Source organism: Aquimarina spinulae (genome assembly GCF_943373825.1).
Lineage (GTDB): Bacteria > Bacteroidota > Bacteroidia > Flavobacteriales > Flavobacteriaceae > Aquimarina > Aquimarina spinulae.
Genome location: NZ_CALSBP010000003.1, coordinates 655,030 through 674,050, shown reverse-complemented (window position 1 = coordinate 674,050; position 19,021 = coordinate 655,030). Strand labels below are relative to the sequence as shown.

12 protein-coding genes are annotated in these 19,021 nt (G+C 32.2%); 8 read left to right on the top strand and 4 right to left on the bottom strand.

Translation table 11 applies throughout. From position 1 onward, the window contains the following. Nucleotides 1–10: 10 nt before the first annotated feature. Nucleotides 11–2,911 carry a sensor histidine kinase gene (locus NNH57_RS25665; protein WP_074405935.1) on the bottom strand — a complete coding sequence of 967 codons (2,901 nt, stop codon included), beginning with the start codon at nt 2,909–2,911 and terminating at the stop codon, nt 11–13. 505 nt (nt 2,912–3,416) lie between these two features. Here NNH57_RS25665 and NNH57_RS25660 point away from each other — a divergent pair. The 7 genes from NNH57_RS25660 (at nt 3,417) to NNH57_RS25630 (ending at nt 13,837) form a co-directional block, all read left to right on the top strand. After that, nucleotides 3,417–4,955, top strand: a complete 1,539-nt coding sequence (locus NNH57_RS25660) for a BspA family leucine-rich repeat surface protein (RefSeq protein ID WP_074405936.1) — start codon at nt 3,417–3,419, stop codon at nt 4,953–4,955. Nucleotides 4,956–5,216: 261 nt separating this feature from the next. Then, a complete protein-coding gene (locus NNH57_RS25655) occupies nt 5,217–6,092 on the top strand; it encodes an ion transporter (RefSeq protein WP_108807428.1) in 876 nt (291 codons plus the stop codon). Between the two features lie 38 nt (nt 6,093–6,130). Further along, nucleotides 6,131–6,601, top strand: coding sequence for a sporulation protein (locus NNH57_RS25650; RefSeq protein ID WP_074405938.1), 471 nt, complete (start codon nt 6,131–6,133; stop codon nt 6,599–6,601). Between the two features lie 96 nt (nt 6,602–6,697). Further along, a complete protein-coding gene (locus NNH57_RS25645) occupies nt 6,698–8,407 on the top strand; it encodes a cadherin repeat domain-containing protein (protein WP_108807429.1) in 1,710 nt (569 codons plus the stop codon). Nucleotides 8,408–8,722: 315 nt separating this feature from the next. Further along, entirely contained in the window at nt 8,723–10,075 is a 1,353-nt protein-coding gene (locus NNH57_RS25640; RefSeq protein ID WP_132065978.1) for a BspA family leucine-rich repeat surface protein, read from the top strand. Between the two features lie 306 nt (nt 10,076–10,381). After that, a complete protein-coding gene (locus NNH57_RS25635; protein ID WP_159099165.1) occupies nt 10,382–12,196 on the top strand; it encodes a BspA family leucine-rich repeat surface protein in 1,815 nt (604 codons plus the stop codon). A 183-nt stretch (nt 12,197–12,379) separates the two neighbouring features. Beyond that, on the top strand, nt 12,380–13,837 hold the full coding sequence (locus NNH57_RS25630; protein WP_108807432.1) for an oligosaccharide flippase family protein: 1,458 nt from the start codon (nt 12,380–12,382) through the stop codon (nt 13,835–13,837). A 64-nt stretch (nt 13,838–13,901) separates the two neighbouring features. On the opposite strand, the gene NNH57_RS25625 is transcribed toward NNH57_RS25630, so the two are convergent. Next, complete coding sequence (locus NNH57_RS25625) at nt 13,902–15,233, bottom strand: hypothetical protein (protein WP_074405942.1); 1,332 nt, start codon at nt 15,231–15,233, stop codon at nt 13,902–13,904. Nucleotides 15,234–15,460: 227 nt separating this feature from the next. Between NNH57_RS25625 and NNH57_RS25620 the strand changes: the two genes are divergently transcribed. Further along, nucleotides 15,461–16,441, top strand: coding sequence for a hypothetical protein (locus NNH57_RS25620; protein WP_108807433.1), 981 nt, complete (start codon nt 15,461–15,463; stop codon nt 16,439–16,441). A gap of 106 nt (nt 16,442–16,547) precedes the next feature. Here the strand turns inward: NNH57_RS25620 and NNH57_RS25615 are convergent, their stop codons facing one another. Continuing rightward, the gene (locus NNH57_RS25615) at nt 16,548–17,642 is read right to left on the bottom strand and encodes an amidohydrolase family protein (RefSeq protein WP_108807434.1); all 1,095 of its coding nucleotides are present in this window, start codon (nt 17,640–17,642) and stop codon (nt 16,548–16,550) included. 292 nt (nt 17,643–17,934) lie between these two features. After that, complete coding sequence (locus NNH57_RS25610; protein WP_132065980.1) at nt 17,935–18,588, bottom strand: hypothetical protein; 654 nt, start codon at nt 18,586–18,588, stop codon at nt 17,935–17,937. Nucleotides 18,589–19,021 lie beyond the last annotated feature (433 nt).

Sequence of the window (19,021 nt, the reverse complement as noted above, 5' to 3'; positions counted from 1 at the left end):
TTAAATAAAATTATGAATTTAAGTTACCTACAAAGGTTATTTTTAACCCGTTTTTACTTTTTATATTTACTTCTGAATTAATTTTTTTAGCTCTTTCAATCATATTCGTTAATCCGTTTTTTCGCTTTAGTACGCTGATATCACATCCTATCCCATTGTCTTGAAGAGATAAGGTTAGTATTTTTTCTTCGATGTTTATATATAACAAAACCTCTTTTGCTTTACTATGTTTTAAACAATTGGTCATGGCTTCTTTAAAAATAAAAATAAGCTGTTTACTCCAATAGTAAGGGAGCGAAATCTGCCCAGGTGTATCTAGATTTTCTACATAAAAAGTGATGTCTGAATTAGAAAACAAATCTTCTCCAAAATCTTTTAGATAACAAAAAACATGATCTAACTCATTGCTGTTTTGATCTAAGGACCAAATAAAATCTCTCATTCCAGAGTATAAAGAATTAGAATCTCTATTGATTTTTTTTATCTGTTTAAATTCTTTGGTATTCTCTTTCATTTTTTTACTCATTAGATTAGAGAGTACCGATATACTAGCAATTTTGTTTCCTAATTCATCATGAAAATCTTGAGCAATATTTTTATGAACGTTAGCCAATTCTTTTTTCAAAAGTTCTCTTTCGTGCAATGTAGCTTTTAGGAAAGAATTCTTTGCTTTACTTTTTTCTAATTTCAAGCTGATAATAACGAGAAGTAAGGCTGAAGTTATAATTACAAGAAAAGTAATAAACCAGGGACGTTCGTACCAAGGGTGATAAATGGTAAAAGATTGTGGTGAATTTATTTTCCAATCACTTAATCCGTCTTTATATTTAAATTGAATTTTATGAATTCCGTGACTTAAATATTGTACAAATAATGTATCTGCATTTAAATGCCTCCAAGAATCTTTATTTATTTTGTACTGTATTTTTATACTATTGGGATTTAAATAATTTATAGGATTAACAATAAAATTTGCTTCCTTTTTTTTAATGATAATATCTGTGTTAGATTTCACTTTAAAAGGATAAAGATTATGTTTAATAAACATCCCCTTATTACCTGATATATATATGTAATCATCTAACTCCATAATTGAGGTTACAAAAGAAGATTTTTGCCCCGAATCCTTATCTAGAGTGTACATAATATCATTTTTATAGATATTTACACCTCTTTGAGTTGCAATCCATAATATGTTATGTTGATCAAAATAGATATCATTAATATGGTTACTTAGGAGTCCTTTCTGCTCACTAAAGTTTTTTCTTATCTTATTTTTTTCTACAATAAATAAACCTCTATTTGTAGCAATCCATATTTTATGATTATGGAATAATACTTTAGTTACTTTTTGTAAAGGAAAACCTGTTGTTTTATCCCAAGTTTCAATTAGTGTTCCTTTATAGGCATCATAAATTCTTATACCAGGTTGATTATCCCGAATTATGTAAAGTTTACCTTTATGTACATAAACCTCTTTTAACAAGTCTCTTTTAAAGCTAATACTATATGTTTTCTCGCCATTTTTGTAGGCATTTAATTCACCTCCATGTTTAACATTTTTATTGGAAATAAGAATGTTACCATCTTCAGTTAATAGTTCAAATTGTTTATTAGCAACGACATTAACTGGTGTTCCTTGAATTTTATATTTTTTACCCTCATAACTTCCAAATATGTTAATGCTATGGTTGTTTTTATTTGCCTGAATTTTTTCACGATGTTCAGTAATACTAATAGAACTTAAAATTTGTTTATCCTTGATTTTGTATAATCGATTTGTAGATAAAACATACAAGGTGCTATCAAGTTTTTCAATATCTTTTAGATCATGGTTTATAAATGTGTTACTTCCTAAAAAAAATGGTGGATCCTTAGGAAGCATGTAGACTCCTTCTCCGTATGTTGTAATCCAAAGATTACCATTTTTATCTATTAAATTATCTGAAACCATACTTTTAATACCTATCTCTTTTGATAAATCAATAAGTTTTTTAGACCCTAAATCATATTTCAGAGTGACTCTACTTGCATCTGTTATACTTTTGCCTATACAATATAATGTCGAGTCTTTCACTTGTATATCAATAATAGTTCTTTGCATATTGGTAGGAAGTACGATACTATCGATCATTCTATCATCTTTGTACTTGTAAATAGTGTTTAGTCCACCCAAAAAATACGTGTTGTCTGCTTTAGTAATGGTATAGATTTTTTTGCTTTTTACTTCATGAAAAATAGAAGTAACTTTCAAAGTTTTTGTATCTAGTGTATATACACCTTTAACATTACCAGTAATGCGATCTCCTTTGAAATTTGAATGTATAAAAAGAGTGTCGTTTATAATACTTTCATTAGATAACATTTGAGTGTTTGTAGAATCATTTCTCGAGAAAATTGTATCTAAATAAAGTTGTTGTCTTTCCTTATTTTTATTTTTCAGATAGTAATTTTTATTATGATTTTTATTAAAATCATAAATCGAAAAACTATATCTATTCACATTTGCGTATAACAAATTATTAGATAATAAATGTATCTTATCAATCTTTGTTAATTTTTTTTGCCCAACAGAAATATGGTAAATACTATCGTTTTTTAATTGATAGACTCCTGCTCCCCATGTGGCTACATAAAAGGATTGATTAGAACTGTTTTCAATTATATCTATAACAAACGAAGAGTCTAATCCTTCTTTATAGTTATACGATTTAAAATGATTTCCATCAAACTTTACTAAACCGTTATCTGTACCCATCCATATAAACCCTTCCTGATCTTGAATAATTTGATACGTAATATCATGAGGTAAACCATTATCTGTTGTAAAATGTTTGAAAAACTGAGATTGTGCATTAAGAATCACACCATTTAGGACAAGAGTATAGCATATTATAATAAATCTCGACATAGATATGATTATGTTTTTACAAAATTAGTAATCTAAAATAGATAGTATTATTGATTGTCGATATATTTTATTAGCATTAAACACTTGAGTAGTACAATAAACCTACACTTTAAAATTTACTATTTAATAGTTTACATATAGATTTCAAAAGTGTCAAAATAAATTTATAAAAAAATCACCCTAAACGGGTGAAAATTGAAATTGAGTAATGAGATATTTTTGGCGTATAATTTAAATCCAAATATATCATGAAAAAAAACTACAATCTAAACTATTTCTTCGCAAATACTAATCAAGATTTTGATTGCCCAAATTAAAGTATTTGACATATTAACTAAATTAATTTAAGGAATACATCTATTCTTCTAGACTTATTTACTTGAGATTGTGCTTAAAATAAATACATAATGTTTTCTGCAGTTTGCTATGAAAACTTAACACTTTATTCGTGCGCTCAAGATAGATAGTAGCATCTCAAAAAATTACACCAAAATAAAATCTAATTATGAAAACATATTTAACAAAAGGAATTATACTACTTATGGTATTGGTAACATTCTCATGTAGCAATGATGATGAACAACCGCAAACCCCTCCTGTAGTTAATAAAGCACCAGAGATCAGTGCTCAAACATTTACTGTAGCAGAAGATATTGCAGATGATACAGTTATTGGTAAAGTAGCAGCCACAGATCCAGAAAACAAAGCACTTACATTTACACTGACTAAAAATAGTGACGCTCTTTTTGAGTTAACAGATACAGGGGAATTAAGTTTGGTAACTGATAAAAAACTGGATTTTGAAACCACTACTTCGTATACGCTTTCTGTAGAAGTATCAGACGGTACTCATAAGGCCAGTGCAGATATTACGATAACTGTAGAGAATGTATCAGAACCTTTTATTACCACCTGGAAAACTACAACCGCGAATGAAGTTATTACTATTGACCTTAACAAGGATGTAATTTACGATTACACCATAGATTGGGGTGATGGTACTGTTGATAAGAATCAGACTACCACTCCAAGTCATAGCTATGTAACCGCCGGGACATATACAGTTTCTATATCAGGAACATTTCCTATGTTTAGGATATCAGAAGATAGCAGGGAAGCACTCGAAACCATAGAGCAGTGGGGGGATAACCAATGGGAATCGTTTTATGGAGCTTTTTCGGGAGCTGTAAATATGACATATAATGCTAAAGATGTACCAAATTTATCCAAAGTAACCAATATAACAGGTCTATTTGCTAATTGTGCTAAGTTTAATGCAGATCTTAATGATTGGGATGTTAGTACTATTACAGATATGATAGCGGTGTTTGATAATGCTATTTCTTTTAATGGAGATATTAGTAGCTGGGATGTAAGTAAAGTTGTAAATATGACATCAATGTTCGCTAATTGTCCTAAATATAATGCTGATCTTAATAATTGGGATGTAAGTAGTGTTACCGATATGGAAAGCATATTTTATAAAGCCTTGTCTTTTAACGGAAATATAAGCCAATGGGATGTTAGTAAAGTTACAGATATGACAGGTCTGTTTTATGGAGCGACTGCTTTTAATGGAGATATAAGTAAGTGGGATGTAAGCAATGTTACTAGGATGAGAAGCATGTTTATTGATGCTACATCTTTTAATGGGGATATAAGTCAATGGGATGTAAGCAACGTTACTGATATGGGAAGCATGCTTTCTGGGGCTACATCTTTTAATGGAGATCTTAGTAAATGGAATGTAAGTAAAGTTGTAAATATGAGATCTATGTTTTGGAAGGCTACATCTTTTAATGGAGATATAAGCGATTGGGATATTCAAAATGTTACAGTTATGGAAGGAATGCTTGATAACACTAATATTTCTACAGTCAATTACGATGCACTACTTACCAAGTGGTCGTCTTTGCCAAATGTACAATCTAATGTAACTTTTGGAGTAGAAGGATTAATCTATTGTAGTGCAGCTAGAGAAAGAATCAATTTAACAGACGGTAAACGTTGGAGAATTATTGGGGACACTTCTTGCCCTAGATAAATATAAGTGATCAGTAACATAAAAAAGGAAGCTATCATATAATTTGAGAGCTTCCTTTTTTACCAGATTTTGAATATTCTATATTCAAATTATCAACCAGTTCCTTTTAAAAACGTATGCACAATACTTGGCAAAAAACTACTGCTGTATTACCACTAATAGCTAGTCATAATAAAATAAGAACTGATATCTGTTACCTGAGATACTATTAAAATTTTGAAATACTACTTAACTAATAAGTAGTTGTTAAATAAAACTTTTATGGTAAATTTCTGTAAATCAATAAGTAAAAGTAAATGGTTTCAAAACTTGGTCACCATTGCAATTTTAGTTGCTGGTGTCCTGGTTGGGATTGCTACGTATCCCAAATTTTCTTCAGAGCATGAAATTGTATTAGAGGTATTAAATGAAATAATTTTAGGGGTTTTTATTATAGAAATCGTTGTAAAAGTGATTGCAGAAGGAAGAAAACCCTGGTTGTACTTTACAGATGGGTGGAATGTTTTTGATTTTATCATTGTAGCAGCTGCATTTCTCCCTTTTGGAGGAAGCTCTATAGCCATATTACGTTTACTACGTTTATTAAGGGTTTTAAAACTTATAAAAGCATTACCAAAACTTCAAATGTTGGTAGGAGCACTATTAAAAAGTATCCCTTCTATGGGATATGTTTCTATTCTATTATTGTTGCTCTTTTATATCTATGCTGTAGCCGGTGTGTTCTTCTTTTCAGAAAATGACCCAATACATTTTCAGGATTTACAAAGATCAATGCTATCCTTATTTAGAGTGGTAACATTAGAGGATTGGACAGATATTATGTACATCAATATGTTTGGGTGCGAGAATTATGGGTATGATGGTAATATGAACCTTTGTATAAATTCAAAAGACTCTTTAGTCCTCTCGGTTACTTACTTCGTATCATTTGTCCTTATTGGTACTATGATTTTCTTAAACTTATTTATTGGAGTTATTATGAATGGTATGGACGATGCTAAAAATGAAATGTTACTCGAAAATCAAGTGCAATCCGGAGAACAAGATACAAGTATCGAAGATGTAGAAGGCAAAATATATGAACTACAAGAACTGTTGATGCTCTATAAAATTCAGCAAAAAGATGATGAAATATAAAAGTGAATGGGATTCAATAATTAAATAAAACTAATAAAATGGGATTTTTTGATAAAGTAAAAAATAAACTAGGTATTGGAGGAGTAAAAGTAACCTTACAACTTCCAGGACATGTTGCTAAAGAAAGTAAACAAGTAGAAGGTAAGGTAGTGTTAACAACCAAAAGCGAACAAGAAATTATCGAAGTCGAAATCAAATTTGTAGAGGAGTTTACAAGAGGACGAGGGGATAATGCGAGTACAGAATCTTTTGATTTGGGTGTGGTTAAGTTTACTGAGACTTATGCTATTAAACCAGGGGAAGTAAAAGAAATCCCTTTTGTTTTACCGTTTAAGTTATTAAAATCTAAAGCAGATTCATTGGCCGAAAAAGGAGGAACCCTTGGTAAAATAGGAAAACTTAGCAAATTTGCATCTAACGAAAAATCAAAATACATAGTAGAGGCTAATGTAGATGTAAAAGCAGCTGTCCTTGACCCTTCGGATAAAAAGGATATTAAATTAACCTAGAAATGGTTGCATCAAAATATCAATTATTAAAAACAAAATTACGTATACCCCTCTGGTTTTTTGATCAGAGCGTAATCCTGATAAATTAATATACAAATGAAGAAACAAAAACAAATTAAAGTAAGCGCATTGGCTTTATTTATAATGGCCATAATAGTAACAGGATGTAAAAGCGATGACGAAAATATTGCACCGATCACGGTGACAACTGCTGATTTTACTATAGCAATAGATGAAAACCCGACAGTAGGGCAAAGTATAGGAAAAGTAACCGGCAAAGCTAGCCAAGGAGAGGTGTCTTTTACTCTGACTAGTCAGGATCCTAAAAATGCGATGTCTATTGATGCTAAGACAGGAGAATTAAAAGTGAAAGAAATATCACTGTTTGATTTTGAAACCCGTACTTCGATTATTGGAGTAGTTACTGTAAAAAGTGGTACAGTTTCAAAAGAAGCTAAAATTACGATAACAATTGCAGATGTTGATGAAACAGATCCACCAACAGTGATCGTAACGACAACCGATTTCAAAACAGAAATAAATGAGAACCCAGAAGTGGGACAGAGTATTGGTGTGGTATCCGGTACAGCGAGCGAAGGAGATGTCACTTTCAGCATCACTTCTCAAGAGCCTGCAGACGCTTTAAGTATTAATAGTGCTACAGGAGAGTTAAACGTAAGAAATCCATCTTTATTTGATTTTGAAACTCGCACTACTATTACAGCAGTGGTAAAAGTAATGAGTGGAGAAGTATCAAAAAACGCTACTGTAAACATAACACTAAAAGATATAGCTGCTAGCTGGAAAATAGTAGGTAAAGCAGGATTTTCTGTAGGAAGAACCTATGAACATAGCCTAGTTATTTCTAATGGAATACCTTATGTTACGTATGGTGATATTGGTAATCAATTTAAGGCTATGGTAATGAAGTATGAAAATGGTAGTTGGAAACATGTTGGATCAGAAACTGGGGTTTCTAAAGGAGGAGCGGGTCACCCAAGTTTAAAATTCTATAATGGAATCCCTTATATGGCTTATAGTGATCATAATAGTGAAAGAAAAACAAGTTTGGTGAAGTTTGAAGGAGGAGTATGGAAAAATATTGGTGTTGCCGGTTTTTCTGCTGTTAGAGCATCTCATCAAAGTTTGGCTATTAACAATGGAGTGCCATATGTAGCTTATAGTCAGAATGGGAATGATGGAAAAACTACAGTAATGAAGTTTGAAGCTGATAAATGGATAAATGTAGGTGAAGAAAGGTTTTCTGCAGGTTTTGCCAGTTATCAAAGTTTAGTGATTGATAATAATATTCCTTATGTAGCATATAAGGATCAGAATAATGGTAATAAAACTACTGTAATGCATTTTAAAGATGGAAAGTGGAGCAATGTAGGTAATACTGAAGTATCAGCAGGACGAGCAGAATACCAAAGTATGGTAATTGATAATGGAATACTATATGTTGCATATAAAGATTATGTGAATGGCGGAAAAACAACAGTGATGAAATATGAAAATGGTGCTTGGAGTACAGTAGGAAATCCTGGTTTTTCTACACGTTCTGCAAGATACCAAAGTTTAGTGATTCATAATAATATCCCTTATGTGGCATATATAGATGGAGGTACTGAGGTTACTGTTATGAAATTTGAAGAAAATAAATGGCAAAAAATAGGAACTGCTGCTGGATATACTCTATCAGAAGCAAGATCTGTAAGTTTGGTAGTCGATAATAACGTACCTTATGTTGCATATTCGGATTCTGTAAATGAAAGTAAAACTACTGTGATAAAATTTGATGAATAGTTATTTTTTTGAGTCATTTTATACTTCAAAAAAGTGTTTTTCTGGAAAGGTTGCCATTATTTGGCAACCTTTATTTAAGTAGTGTTTCACTATAGTATCAATTTTTATAATATTAATAACTACGTATAATCAAATATCAAATAAAACATAACGAATATCTAACAAGGTATACCGAATAAAAAATAACATCTTTTCGTGATCATCATCTTTCTAGGTTTGTATCAAAATATCAAGTATTAGAAACAAAATTACGTAAGCTCTGAGATTTTCTCTATAGAAAGACCGAGAGTGAGCCTCAAAAAAAGGGATGCAAAAATGATGAAACGAAAACAAGTAAAAGTAAATGTATTGGCACTATCGATGATAGCTATATTGTCTATTGGATGTAGTAAAGACGATGATGTACAACCTCAGACAGAAACCCCTGGTGAAACCCCAACAGCAGAAGTTAATAAAGCACCAGAGATCAGTGCTCAAACATTTACTGTAGCAGAAGATATTGCAGATGATACGGTTATTGGTAAAGTAGCAGCTACAGACCCAGAAAGCAAAGCACTTACATTTACACTAACTAAAAATAGTGATGCTCTTTTTGAGTTAACCGATACGGGAGAATTAAGCTTGGTTGCTGATAAAAAACTAGATTTCGAAACAGTTACTTCACATACGCTTACCGTAGAGGTATCAGACGGAAAACATAAAGTTAGTGCAGATATTACTATATCTGTAGAAAATATAGTAGAACCTTTTATTACGACCTGGAAAACTACCACCGTTAATGAAAGGATTGCTATGTTTATAAATGGAGGATTCACATACAACTATACTATCGATTGGGGTGATGGTACTATAGAAGAGAACAAAACTGGCTCACCATCGCATACTTATGTAACAGCTGGGACCTATACCGTTGCTATATCCGGAGATTTTCCTGCAATAACATTGCGTGAGACCGGAAATGCTTCAAAATTAGTAACAATAGAGCAATGGGGAGATAATGAATGGGAATCTTTTTTAGAAGCTTTTATGTTTTGCGAAAATATGACCTATAACGCAACAGATATCCCAAACCTATCTAAGGTAACCAATATGAAGTATATGTTTTATGGAGCTACACTTTTTAACGGAGATGTAAGCAATTGGGATGTAAGTAATGTGACTAATATGGAAGGTATGTTTACTATTGCCAGATCTTTTAGCGGAGATTTAAGCAATTGGGACGTGAGCAATGTGACGAATATGAAAGATATGTTTGCTAATACTAACTCTTTTAATAGTGACCTAAGTAGTTGGAATGTAAGTAAAGTGACTAATATGTATGCGATGTTTTCTCGTGCAGGCTCTTTTAATAGTGATCTAAGTAATTGGGATGTAAGTAATGTGACCAATATGTATGCGATGTTCTGGAATGCTACTTCTTTTACTGGAGATGTAAGCAATTGGGATGTAAGTAAAGTAACCAATATGGAAGGCATGCTTAGTAATACAATACTATCTACAGCTACTTATGATGCATTACTTACCAAATGGGCAGCTTTACCAAATTTGCAATCCAATGTTACTTTTGGAGTAGAAGGATTGGTTTATTGTGATGCATATGTAGCTAGAAGTACATTAATAAACGACAAGAACTGGACATTCACTGGTGATAATAGTTGTCCTAGATAGGTAATTGAGGGAAATTTGTAAAAAAATAGGTTGTCTGATCAGACAACCTATTTTTTTTATCAGGTTTTGAATGCTCTATATTTAAATTAGTAATCATTTCCTTTTGAAAATATGTGCATACTACAGATATCAAATAAAACGTAGCGAATATCCAACAACGTATAGCGAATAAAAAACAACTTCTTTTCGTGATAAACATCTTGCTAGGTTTGCATCAAAATATCAATTATTAGAAACAAAATTACGTAAGCTCCTCAGGTTTTCTTTTTTTGAAACCTGAGCATGCGCCTCAAAAAAATTGTACAAATGAAGAAACAAAAACAAATTAAAGTAAGTGTATTGGCCATGCTGATGATGGCCGTACTATCTATTGGATGTAGCAAAGATGATGACGCACAACCCCAGCCTCCTGCAGTTAATAAAGCACCAGTGATTAGTGCTCAAACATTTACTGTAGCCGAAAATATTGCTGATGATGTAGTTATTGGTACTGTAGCAGCAACAGACCCAGAACAAGCTTCGATTACTTTTAAACTTACCCAAAATAGTAATGATCTTTTTGAGTTGACCGATGCAGGAGAATTAAGCTTGGTAGCAGGTAAAAAACTAGATTTTGAAACAAATACTACATATACGCTTACCGTAGAAGTATCTGATGGTACGCATAAAGCAAGTGCAGAAATCACCATTTCTTTAGAAAATGTTGAAGAATCTTTTATTACAACCTGGAAAACTACTGCAGCTAATGAAGAAATTATTTTTCAACTTAATGATGAGCTAACCTACAATTTTACTATCGATTGGGGTGATGGAACCATAGAAGCTAATGTAACAACTACCCCGAAGCATACCTATGTAGAACCAGGTGTACATACCGTTTCTGTTTTTGGAGTATTACCTGCAGTTCAATTTAAAGATAAACCTGGTGAAGTTGAAGGTGAAGATGCTGTTTCAAATGCAGCAAAATTAGAAACGATAGAGCAGTGGGGAGATAACGCTTGGGAGTCTTTTGCAGAAGCTTTTATTTTTTGTAAAAACATGACTTATAATGCCAAGGATATACCAAACCTATCCAAGATAACAGAATTGCAATCTATGTTTTATGGTTGTACTAAGTTTAATGGGGATATTAATAATTGGGACGTAAGTAGCATAACAAGTATGAGAAGGATGTTTGAAGGAGCCAAATCTTTTAATAAAGATCTTGATCAATGGGATGTTAGTAATGTAACGGATATGACAGGGATGTTTAGTGGTACTACTTCGTTTAATGGAAATATAAGTAATTGGGATGTAAGCAAGGTAGAGCGTATGGGATCTATGTTTTGGAATGCTACTTCTTTTACAGGAGATCTTAGCAAATGGAATGTAAGTAATGTAACTTTTATGGGATCTATGTTTTATAATGCTACTGCTTTTAATGGTGATTTAAGCCAATGGAACGTTGGTAATGTAACTGAAATGGGATCTATGTTTGGCCAGGCTTTTTCTTTTAATGGAGACCTTAGTAATTGGAATGTTGCTAATGTAGTTAATATGAGAGGAATGTTTTCTATCGCAAAGGTTTTTGCAGGAGATCTTAGTAAATGGGATGTGAGTAAAGTGGTACATATGGAGAACATGTTTAATGGAGCTATTGCTTTTAATGGAGACCTTAGTAATTGGAATGTAAGTAATGTAATTACTACCAAAGGAATGTTTACTCATGCTCAATCTTTTACAGGAGATCTTAGTAAATGGGATGTGAGTAAGGTTGGTAATATGAATTCTATGTTTTCTTACGCTACCTCTTTTAATGCAGATATTAGTACATGGAATGTGAGTAGTGTAGTAAGTATGTCATTTATGTTTAATAATGCTACGTCTTTTAATCAAGATCTTAGTACATGGGATGTGAGTAAAGTAGTGAATATGTCAGGAATGTTAGACGATTCTATGCTTTCTAATCATAATTATGATACGCTATTAATCGAATGGTCCAAATTACCAAACATACAATCTGATGTAACTTTAGGAGCAAAAGGTCTAGAGTATTGTAATGGTAATGTAGAAAGAAACACTTTAATAGTTGCAAAAGGCTGGACTATTACAGGGGATGTGGCTAAGATTTGCCCTAGATAAAAATATATATAATGTCATTAAAAGAGGTTGTTACTTCTAACAACCTCTTTTTTATTATAACAAGTAATACTGTAGTATGAAAGAATTTGATATGAAAAAATAATGAAATCGTAATAAGCTATTATCCCTAATCTCGTATTTTGTACTTTTAGACTCTAAAATTAAAACTATCGAGAAATAGTAATGGGTGTAGTTGTTAATCAAACCATACGAAATATTATTATTACCTGTCTTGGGTTTGGTATTGGAGCTATAAATACCTTGTTCTTATTCACCAATTTTATGGATGAAGAACATTATGGATTGATTTCTTACTTGATTACAGCTTCAAATCTGATATGGCCATTAATGGCATTTGGTGTACACAATACTCTGGTGAAGTTTTTTTCATCCTATTCAGACCAGAAGCAACAGGATAAGTTTTTAACTATGATGTTGATCTTACCATTATTGATAGCTCTAATTCTTGGAGTAATAGGTTCGTTTTTCTATACTACAATTCTAGGCTTGTTCAGTGATAAGAATACAATAGTACAACCTTATGTGTGGACTATTTTTATTCTGGCCTTTGCAGTATCTTATTTTGAAGTGTTTTTTGCATGGTCTAAAGTAAAGCTGAAGAGTGTGTTCGGAAACATCATGAAAGAGTTATTTTTAAGGCTATGTATAAGTATTCTTTTGTTTTTGGTATATTTTGAAATTCTTACAATTCAGCAATTCGTATATGCACTCATGAGTGCATATGTATTGCGTACTGGGATTATGCAAGCATATGCATTGAAGCTTCACCGTTTTAAGCCACAATTCTCATTACCCGATAATTATATTTCTGTATTTAAATATTCTGGATTAATATTGATTGCCGGCTCTGTGGCTACCTTATTAATTGATTTGGATAAAACAATGATAGAACGTTATCTTCTTATAGAAAATGTGGCTAAATATGGTATATGTGCTTATATCGCTAGTGTGATTATTATTCCTTCTAGAGCCATGCATCAGATTACATATCCTTTAACCGCTAAATTAATTAACGAAAAGGCAAAAGATCAATTGCGAGATTTGTATAAAAAAAGCTCTCTAAACCTTTTAGTAACCAGTGGATTACTTTTTGTGCTAATTATTTGTAATGTACATCAGCTTTTTGAAATTATTCCTGATGAGTATGAACTGTTTATCTGGGTTGTAATTTTGATAGGGAGTGCTAAGCTATTCGATAACCTTTTAGGAAATAATAATGCAATTCTATATAGTTCAGATTATTACAGGATGGTACTATATATAGGAGTAGGGATGGCAATTCTCACTGTGATACTCAATATGCTTTGGATTCCTACATATGGAGTTACTGGTGCAGCTATCGCTACATGTATTGCTGTATTTTGTTATAATTTTGCTAAGTTATGGATTGTCTATGCTAAACTTGGGATGCATCCATTTTCGAAAAAAACAGCTTTGGCATTAGTGCTCATTATAGCTTTTGTTTTTGGATTTTATTTTTGGGAATTACAGTTTCATCCGATTCTTAATATCGTTCTTAAGAGTATTATGATTGGTCTAGGATATGCTACTATTTTTTATATCCTAAAAGTATCTGTAGATATTAACAATTTAATACAGAAAATCCCTCGAGATGCTTAAAGCATACTACTCTGAGGGATTTTCCAACTAACCAACCAAAAAATTTAATATCTTATATATCTTCTTAGCTTCTACTTCTGCTGCTACGAGAACGAGAAGTATTTGATCTCGATGCTCTGTTAGAAGTATTGCTTCTTTGTCTATTTGTTGTTGTTCTAGGTCTATTTGTTCTCTTACTACTATATTGACTGTTATTAGAACGTTTTGTTACATTACCAGAGTAATTTCTACCAGAACTTCTTTGTCTTTGAACCTGATTTGTCTTTGCTGCGGTACTACGAGATCTACTGCTTCTGTCGTACTTAGGTCTGTTAGTTACAGCACTTCGGGTTCTTTTTTGAGTTGACTGAACTCTTTGTCTAGATGGTGTACTTCTATTGTTTGATTGTACTCTCTGTCTGGTCTGTGTATTTCTACTCGTTGTACGTGCTCTTGTATTTGGCGTTACAGAACGTGTTCTGTTTATGTTTCCAACCTTATTGTTATTCGATCTACTTCTGGTAGTAGTTCTGGTTCCATAATTATTTGATCTACTTCTAGCATTACTTCTAGTGCTATAATTGTTTGATCTGCTACGAGTCACATTACTTTTATTGTAATTAGATCTGCTACGAACTACTCTACTATTATAGTTACGATCATTTCTTTTGTACATTGCTGTTCTATGATCTCTTGTTCTATAATTGGTGCTTCTGGCACGAGAACCTCTATATCCTCTATTATAACTCGATATTCTACTATTAGGCCTGTAATAATTACGACTTCTATAGGGTCTGCTATAGTATCCATTATAATAATTAGTTCTGTATACGGTATATGAACATCTATACGGAGTATAATATCTTCTGTATGGTCTTTGATATACAATACATCTACTTACTACTGGTACTGTGAAATAAGCGTGAAATGGTCTGTATTCGTAATATCTGTTATAACGGTTAATATAACCTGTATAGTTTAAGAAATTTCCGTAGCTATTATAATGAACATATAATCCACCAACTCTAGAAATACGACCATAATTGTTATAATTAATGTAAATATCTCCTGCTTGTACAATTCTACCATAATAGTCATAAAAGATAGGTACATCTTCTACTTGCACTACAGCTCCATAATCATCATATTGTACATAAGCGTCATAGTCATACCCAGAATTAAAACTTATATTTACTCCCGGCGCATTAACTCCAATACTTACACCGCTTCTTTGTCCGTTGATATAAAAATCAAATTGACCATCTGCGTATACCGAAAAATCGATTCCTCCTTCAGAGAAAATAAATGATTTTCCATAGTTATAATATCGAGCAGATGATTCTGTATTCGTTTCTGAAGCGTTAGCAGTAAATGATGCTAACAATAAGCCTGTAAAAAGTAAAACAAAATTTTTCATAATCTGTGGTTTTAAAATGAGAACAGAAATTAATTTTTCATTCTCAATTTTATAGTATCAAGCAGTGTGCCAAAAAGTTAAATATGTGAAAATCAGTTATTTGTGTTTTAAAGGTGTCTAAAACTGTTCTACTTGTGTATAAAAGATTATAAAAATATATTCATAATAGGGGTAACAATACTCTTTGTGTATTGATATGAAGATGTAAAACTTTAAAAATTAAGATGATGAATACGTTAAAGAATATATTCGGAATGATATTGGTATTATTAACTGCTTTTTTGATAAGCAGTTGTTCAAAAAATGATGATGAACTTATACCACAGCAAGAAATTCTTGGGTATCAAGATATCCTGGGATTTTATGAGGCAAATGGTGTACAAAAACAAGATTTTACAATTGATGCAACGACTGGGGGTACTATTACTGGAGAAGATGGGACTAAGATAATTTTTCCTCCAAATTCTTTAGTCGATAGTGATGGAAATTTAATTGGAGGTACAGTAGATGTTTCTATTAGAGAGATTTTTACAGCAAGTCAAATGATTTTGTCTAATAAACCTACTAATGCAGTTAATTTTTCTAGTGAAAACACCTTTCTTCTTTCTGAAGGAGAGACAGAAGTTGTGGTTACTCAAAACGGAAATTCTCTGGATATGGCACCAGGTACATTTTATCAGGTTCAGGTTCCATCTGCGGGAGGCGAAGATAATGATATGCTCCCTTTTGCTGGTACTGCAACAAATGATGGAGGTATTGTTTGGAATGCAACACGAGATGTTGGAATTGGTAATGGAACAAGTGGTATTGCATATAATGCAGCTCCGTCTTCTTATATCTATGATGTATTTGAAACGGGATGGTCAAATTGCGATAAGTTTTATGCATATCCAGGGGCGAAAACCACAAATTATATCAATTTAACTAATAGCCCTAATGCTACAGAAACTGCTGTGTATTTGGTCTTTAAAGAAAATAACTTGCCTGCTGTTGTTAAGATCTTTAATGCCGGGACTCCAATTATACAAAGCTATACAGACTCTTTACCAGTTGGGCTGGCGGTTACTTATGTAGCAATTACTATAGAAAATAATCAACAGTATTTAGCCACCAAAAATGTGACTATCTCTGAAGAAGAAGAGCTTTCGTTTACTTTTGAGCCTAAAACTACACAAGAAATTTTGGATGTTCTGGCATTATTAGATTAGTAGTATAATTGGTTTATGGTTTAGATTGATATACAAAATATCATATATGCGATATTTTGTATATCAATTGTATTATAATAAGGAAATCTAACAAATCGCTTATTTTCTATTTTGGAAATAGGCTTTTATCGATATTAGGAATTATCTTTAATGCATTTTTATAATACAGCTTTTTTAATACTTCATCATCAAGATCTAACCCGTACATTTTCCAGAAAGCATGATATCTTTTGTAATAAGGAAAATACTCATCGTTTGATTCTAAAACCCTAAAGTAGGTATAATACTCTTCGGGATTCCAAGAGTCTTTTCCAAACATTACTCTATCCTGGTATTTGGTAAGGAAAGCTTTTGCGTTACGGGGCTGCCTGCCTAATTCTGCTATAACCGCTCCAATCTCGCTGTACATATTAGGTATTTCATCCATAAGTTCAGCAAGTTTTGCCAGGTTGTTTCCGTACCAACCTAAATGTGCATTGATAAATTTGGTGTTTTTATGTTTTTTAAAAATATTGTGTTGTTCTTGTATAATGGTTTCCCAGGAACCGGTTACTTTGGAATCTCTTTTTCTTCTTGATCGTAGTTTAAGTTCTAGCCAACGCTCATTCTTATTATCATGTGCATCCCAAAATGATTTTGGATCTGCAGAATGTATCAAAACCGGGATACCTAGCTCACCACATTTTTCCCATACAGGCCCTATTCTAGGATCATCGATCTTAATGCGATTACCTTTACTATCCTTATTATCCATCCCTTGACTTTTATAGATTTTTAATCCGTTGGCTCCCATGGCTACATCTTTTTCTATTTGAGCAACTGTTTTTTCTGTCCAACCAGGTTCATCAATTCCTTTAAGATCAATATTTGTAAATACGATAAATCTATTTGGGAAATTAGTTTTAACATTTTCTAGTGATTTGATAAGATGTTCATCAGATCCTCGACCTCTTCCTGATAGATTTACCATAACCCCCATGTTTAGTTTATCCATTTCGGTAACAACATCCTGCAGGTTTTGGGTTGGCATTCTAAATTGATGGTTATGAACATCGATAAAAGGGAATTTTGCTTTTTTAATTTCTGTCTCGGGAACGACTAGAGTAGAGGGCGGGTCGTAGTCTTCGAATTGCATTTTTTGAGCATGTATTGATGCACTAACGATTATAAAAAATAATAGAAAAGTTTTGCAGAAATTCATATTTTTTTGATTTGATATTTATTGAAATGACTACTGGTATAAGGTATAAATATATAATATTCATACTGTCTTGAAAAAAGGTTAACAACACTTTAAATTTAAGTCAGAAATGAGATGAATCAATTGTATGTATTTTGCGTTAGGGATAGTAGTGTAAATCCCACAGTGCGCAATAGCGTGCGAGGAATTGCAACGGATAGCCCGCTCGAACGCCCTAAATAAAAAACCCCGCTACCAAATACTCCTGGCAACGGGGTTTAAACAACTAACCAATCTTTATACGTTCTATTTTCTAATCATCATCGTTATCACTATATCTTTTTTTTCTTTTTCTATTTTTATAATAATGGCCATCATCATCGTCGTCGTCATTATGTTTATAATGTTTATTTTTCCAATTTCGGTTATAGTATGGGGAATGAGTGATTGAACATCCGTCTATTCCACAATACCCACAACCATCATAGTGAACATTACCTTCTACATATTTTATTCGTCCATATTTTTTATAGTAGATGTGTAGTCCTCCTATTTGATACACTAATCCTCTTCTGTTATATCTCATAGATATCGAGCCTATTCTACGTACTCTATTGTATCGATCATATGTAATATAATTACGTCCTACCTTTTTTAGTCTACCATAATAATCATATCTAATGAAGTTATTATAGTTTCTGCGATGTGCATATGAACCTGGTGTATTATATACGTTATGGTTCCAGTTTCTATGATGGGACCTACCTCTTCTTTTAATGATTCTGTAATCAATGTCTCCTTCTGGATACACAAAAAACTTTATTCCGCCCTCTACAAATACAATAGGTTGTGCATGGTGATAGCGTTTTGTAACCCTATCCTGGTGATCCGAGTGTTTTTGGTCGGTCGCTTGTGCAGTCGTTCCTACTAGTAATAATACTGCAATAAAAAGTATCATTTTTCTCATAACTTACATGTTTTGGGTTTATGCCTACTCATTAGCTTTTCGGCTTCCGCTATTTGATAAGTAGTGTTTCAAATGGCGTGCCAAAAATTTGCAAGAAATTGAAAGTTGATTGTAATTAATTGTTTTTTAGGATGTTATTTTTTGAAAAAGTATTTTCGTTCTCTATGGTTCTTTATTGAAGAAATGGTAGCTGATGATTCTATTTTGATTGGTTGTTGAGATTAGAATTATAAAAATTTATATAAATTTTGGCTGGATTTTTAAGTGGACACTATTTTATAAAATAGTGTTCAAAATACTTTGAATTTGCATGTTTTGGTAGGTTGTATTGATTTCGGATTAATGAAATATGTAACAAATTAACCTATTGTATACTTTGTAATTACGAAGTAAGAAGTATTAGAACATACAACGAGTTAGAGTGGCATTACTT

Coding starts and splice junctions, on each gene's coding strand:
- NNH57_RS25665 (WP_074405935.1), bottom strand. CDS start 2,911: ATGTCGAGATTTATTATAATATGCTATACTCTTGTCCTAAATGGTGTG.
- NNH57_RS25660 (WP_074405936.1), top strand. CDS start 3,417: ATGAAAACATATTTAACAAAAGGAATTATACTACTTATGGTATTGGTA.
- NNH57_RS25655 (WP_108807428.1), top strand. CDS start 5,217: ATGGTAAATTTCTGTAAATCAATAAGTAAAAGTAAATGGTTTCAAAAC.
- NNH57_RS25650 (WP_074405938.1), top strand. CDS start 6,131: ATGGGATTTTTTGATAAAGTAAAAAATAAACTAGGTATTGGAGGAGTA.
- NNH57_RS25645 (WP_108807429.1), top strand. CDS start 6,698: ATGAAGAAACAAAAACAAATTAAAGTAAGCGCATTGGCTTTATTTATA.
- NNH57_RS25640 (WP_132065978.1), top strand. CDS start 8,723: ATGATGAAACGAAAACAAGTAAAAGTAAATGTATTGGCACTATCGATG.
- NNH57_RS25635 (WP_159099165.1), top strand. CDS start 10,382: ATGAAGAAACAAAAACAAATTAAAGTAAGTGTATTGGCCATGCTGATG.
- NNH57_RS25630 (WP_108807432.1), top strand. CDS start 12,380: ATGGGTGTAGTTGTTAATCAAACCATACGAAATATTATTATTACCTGT.
- NNH57_RS25625 (WP_074405942.1), bottom strand. CDS start 15,233: ATGAAAAATTTTGTTTTACTTTTTACAGGCTTATTGTTAGCATCATTT.
- NNH57_RS25620 (WP_108807433.1), top strand. CDS start 15,461: ATGAATACGTTAAAGAATATATTCGGAATGATATTGGTATTATTAACT.
- NNH57_RS25615 (WP_108807434.1), bottom strand. CDS start 17,642: ATGAATTTCTGCAAAACTTTTCTATTATTTTTTATAATCGTTAGTGCA.
- NNH57_RS25610 (WP_132065980.1), bottom strand. CDS start 18,588: ATGAGAAAAATGATACTTTTTATTGCAGTATTATTACTAGTAGGAACG.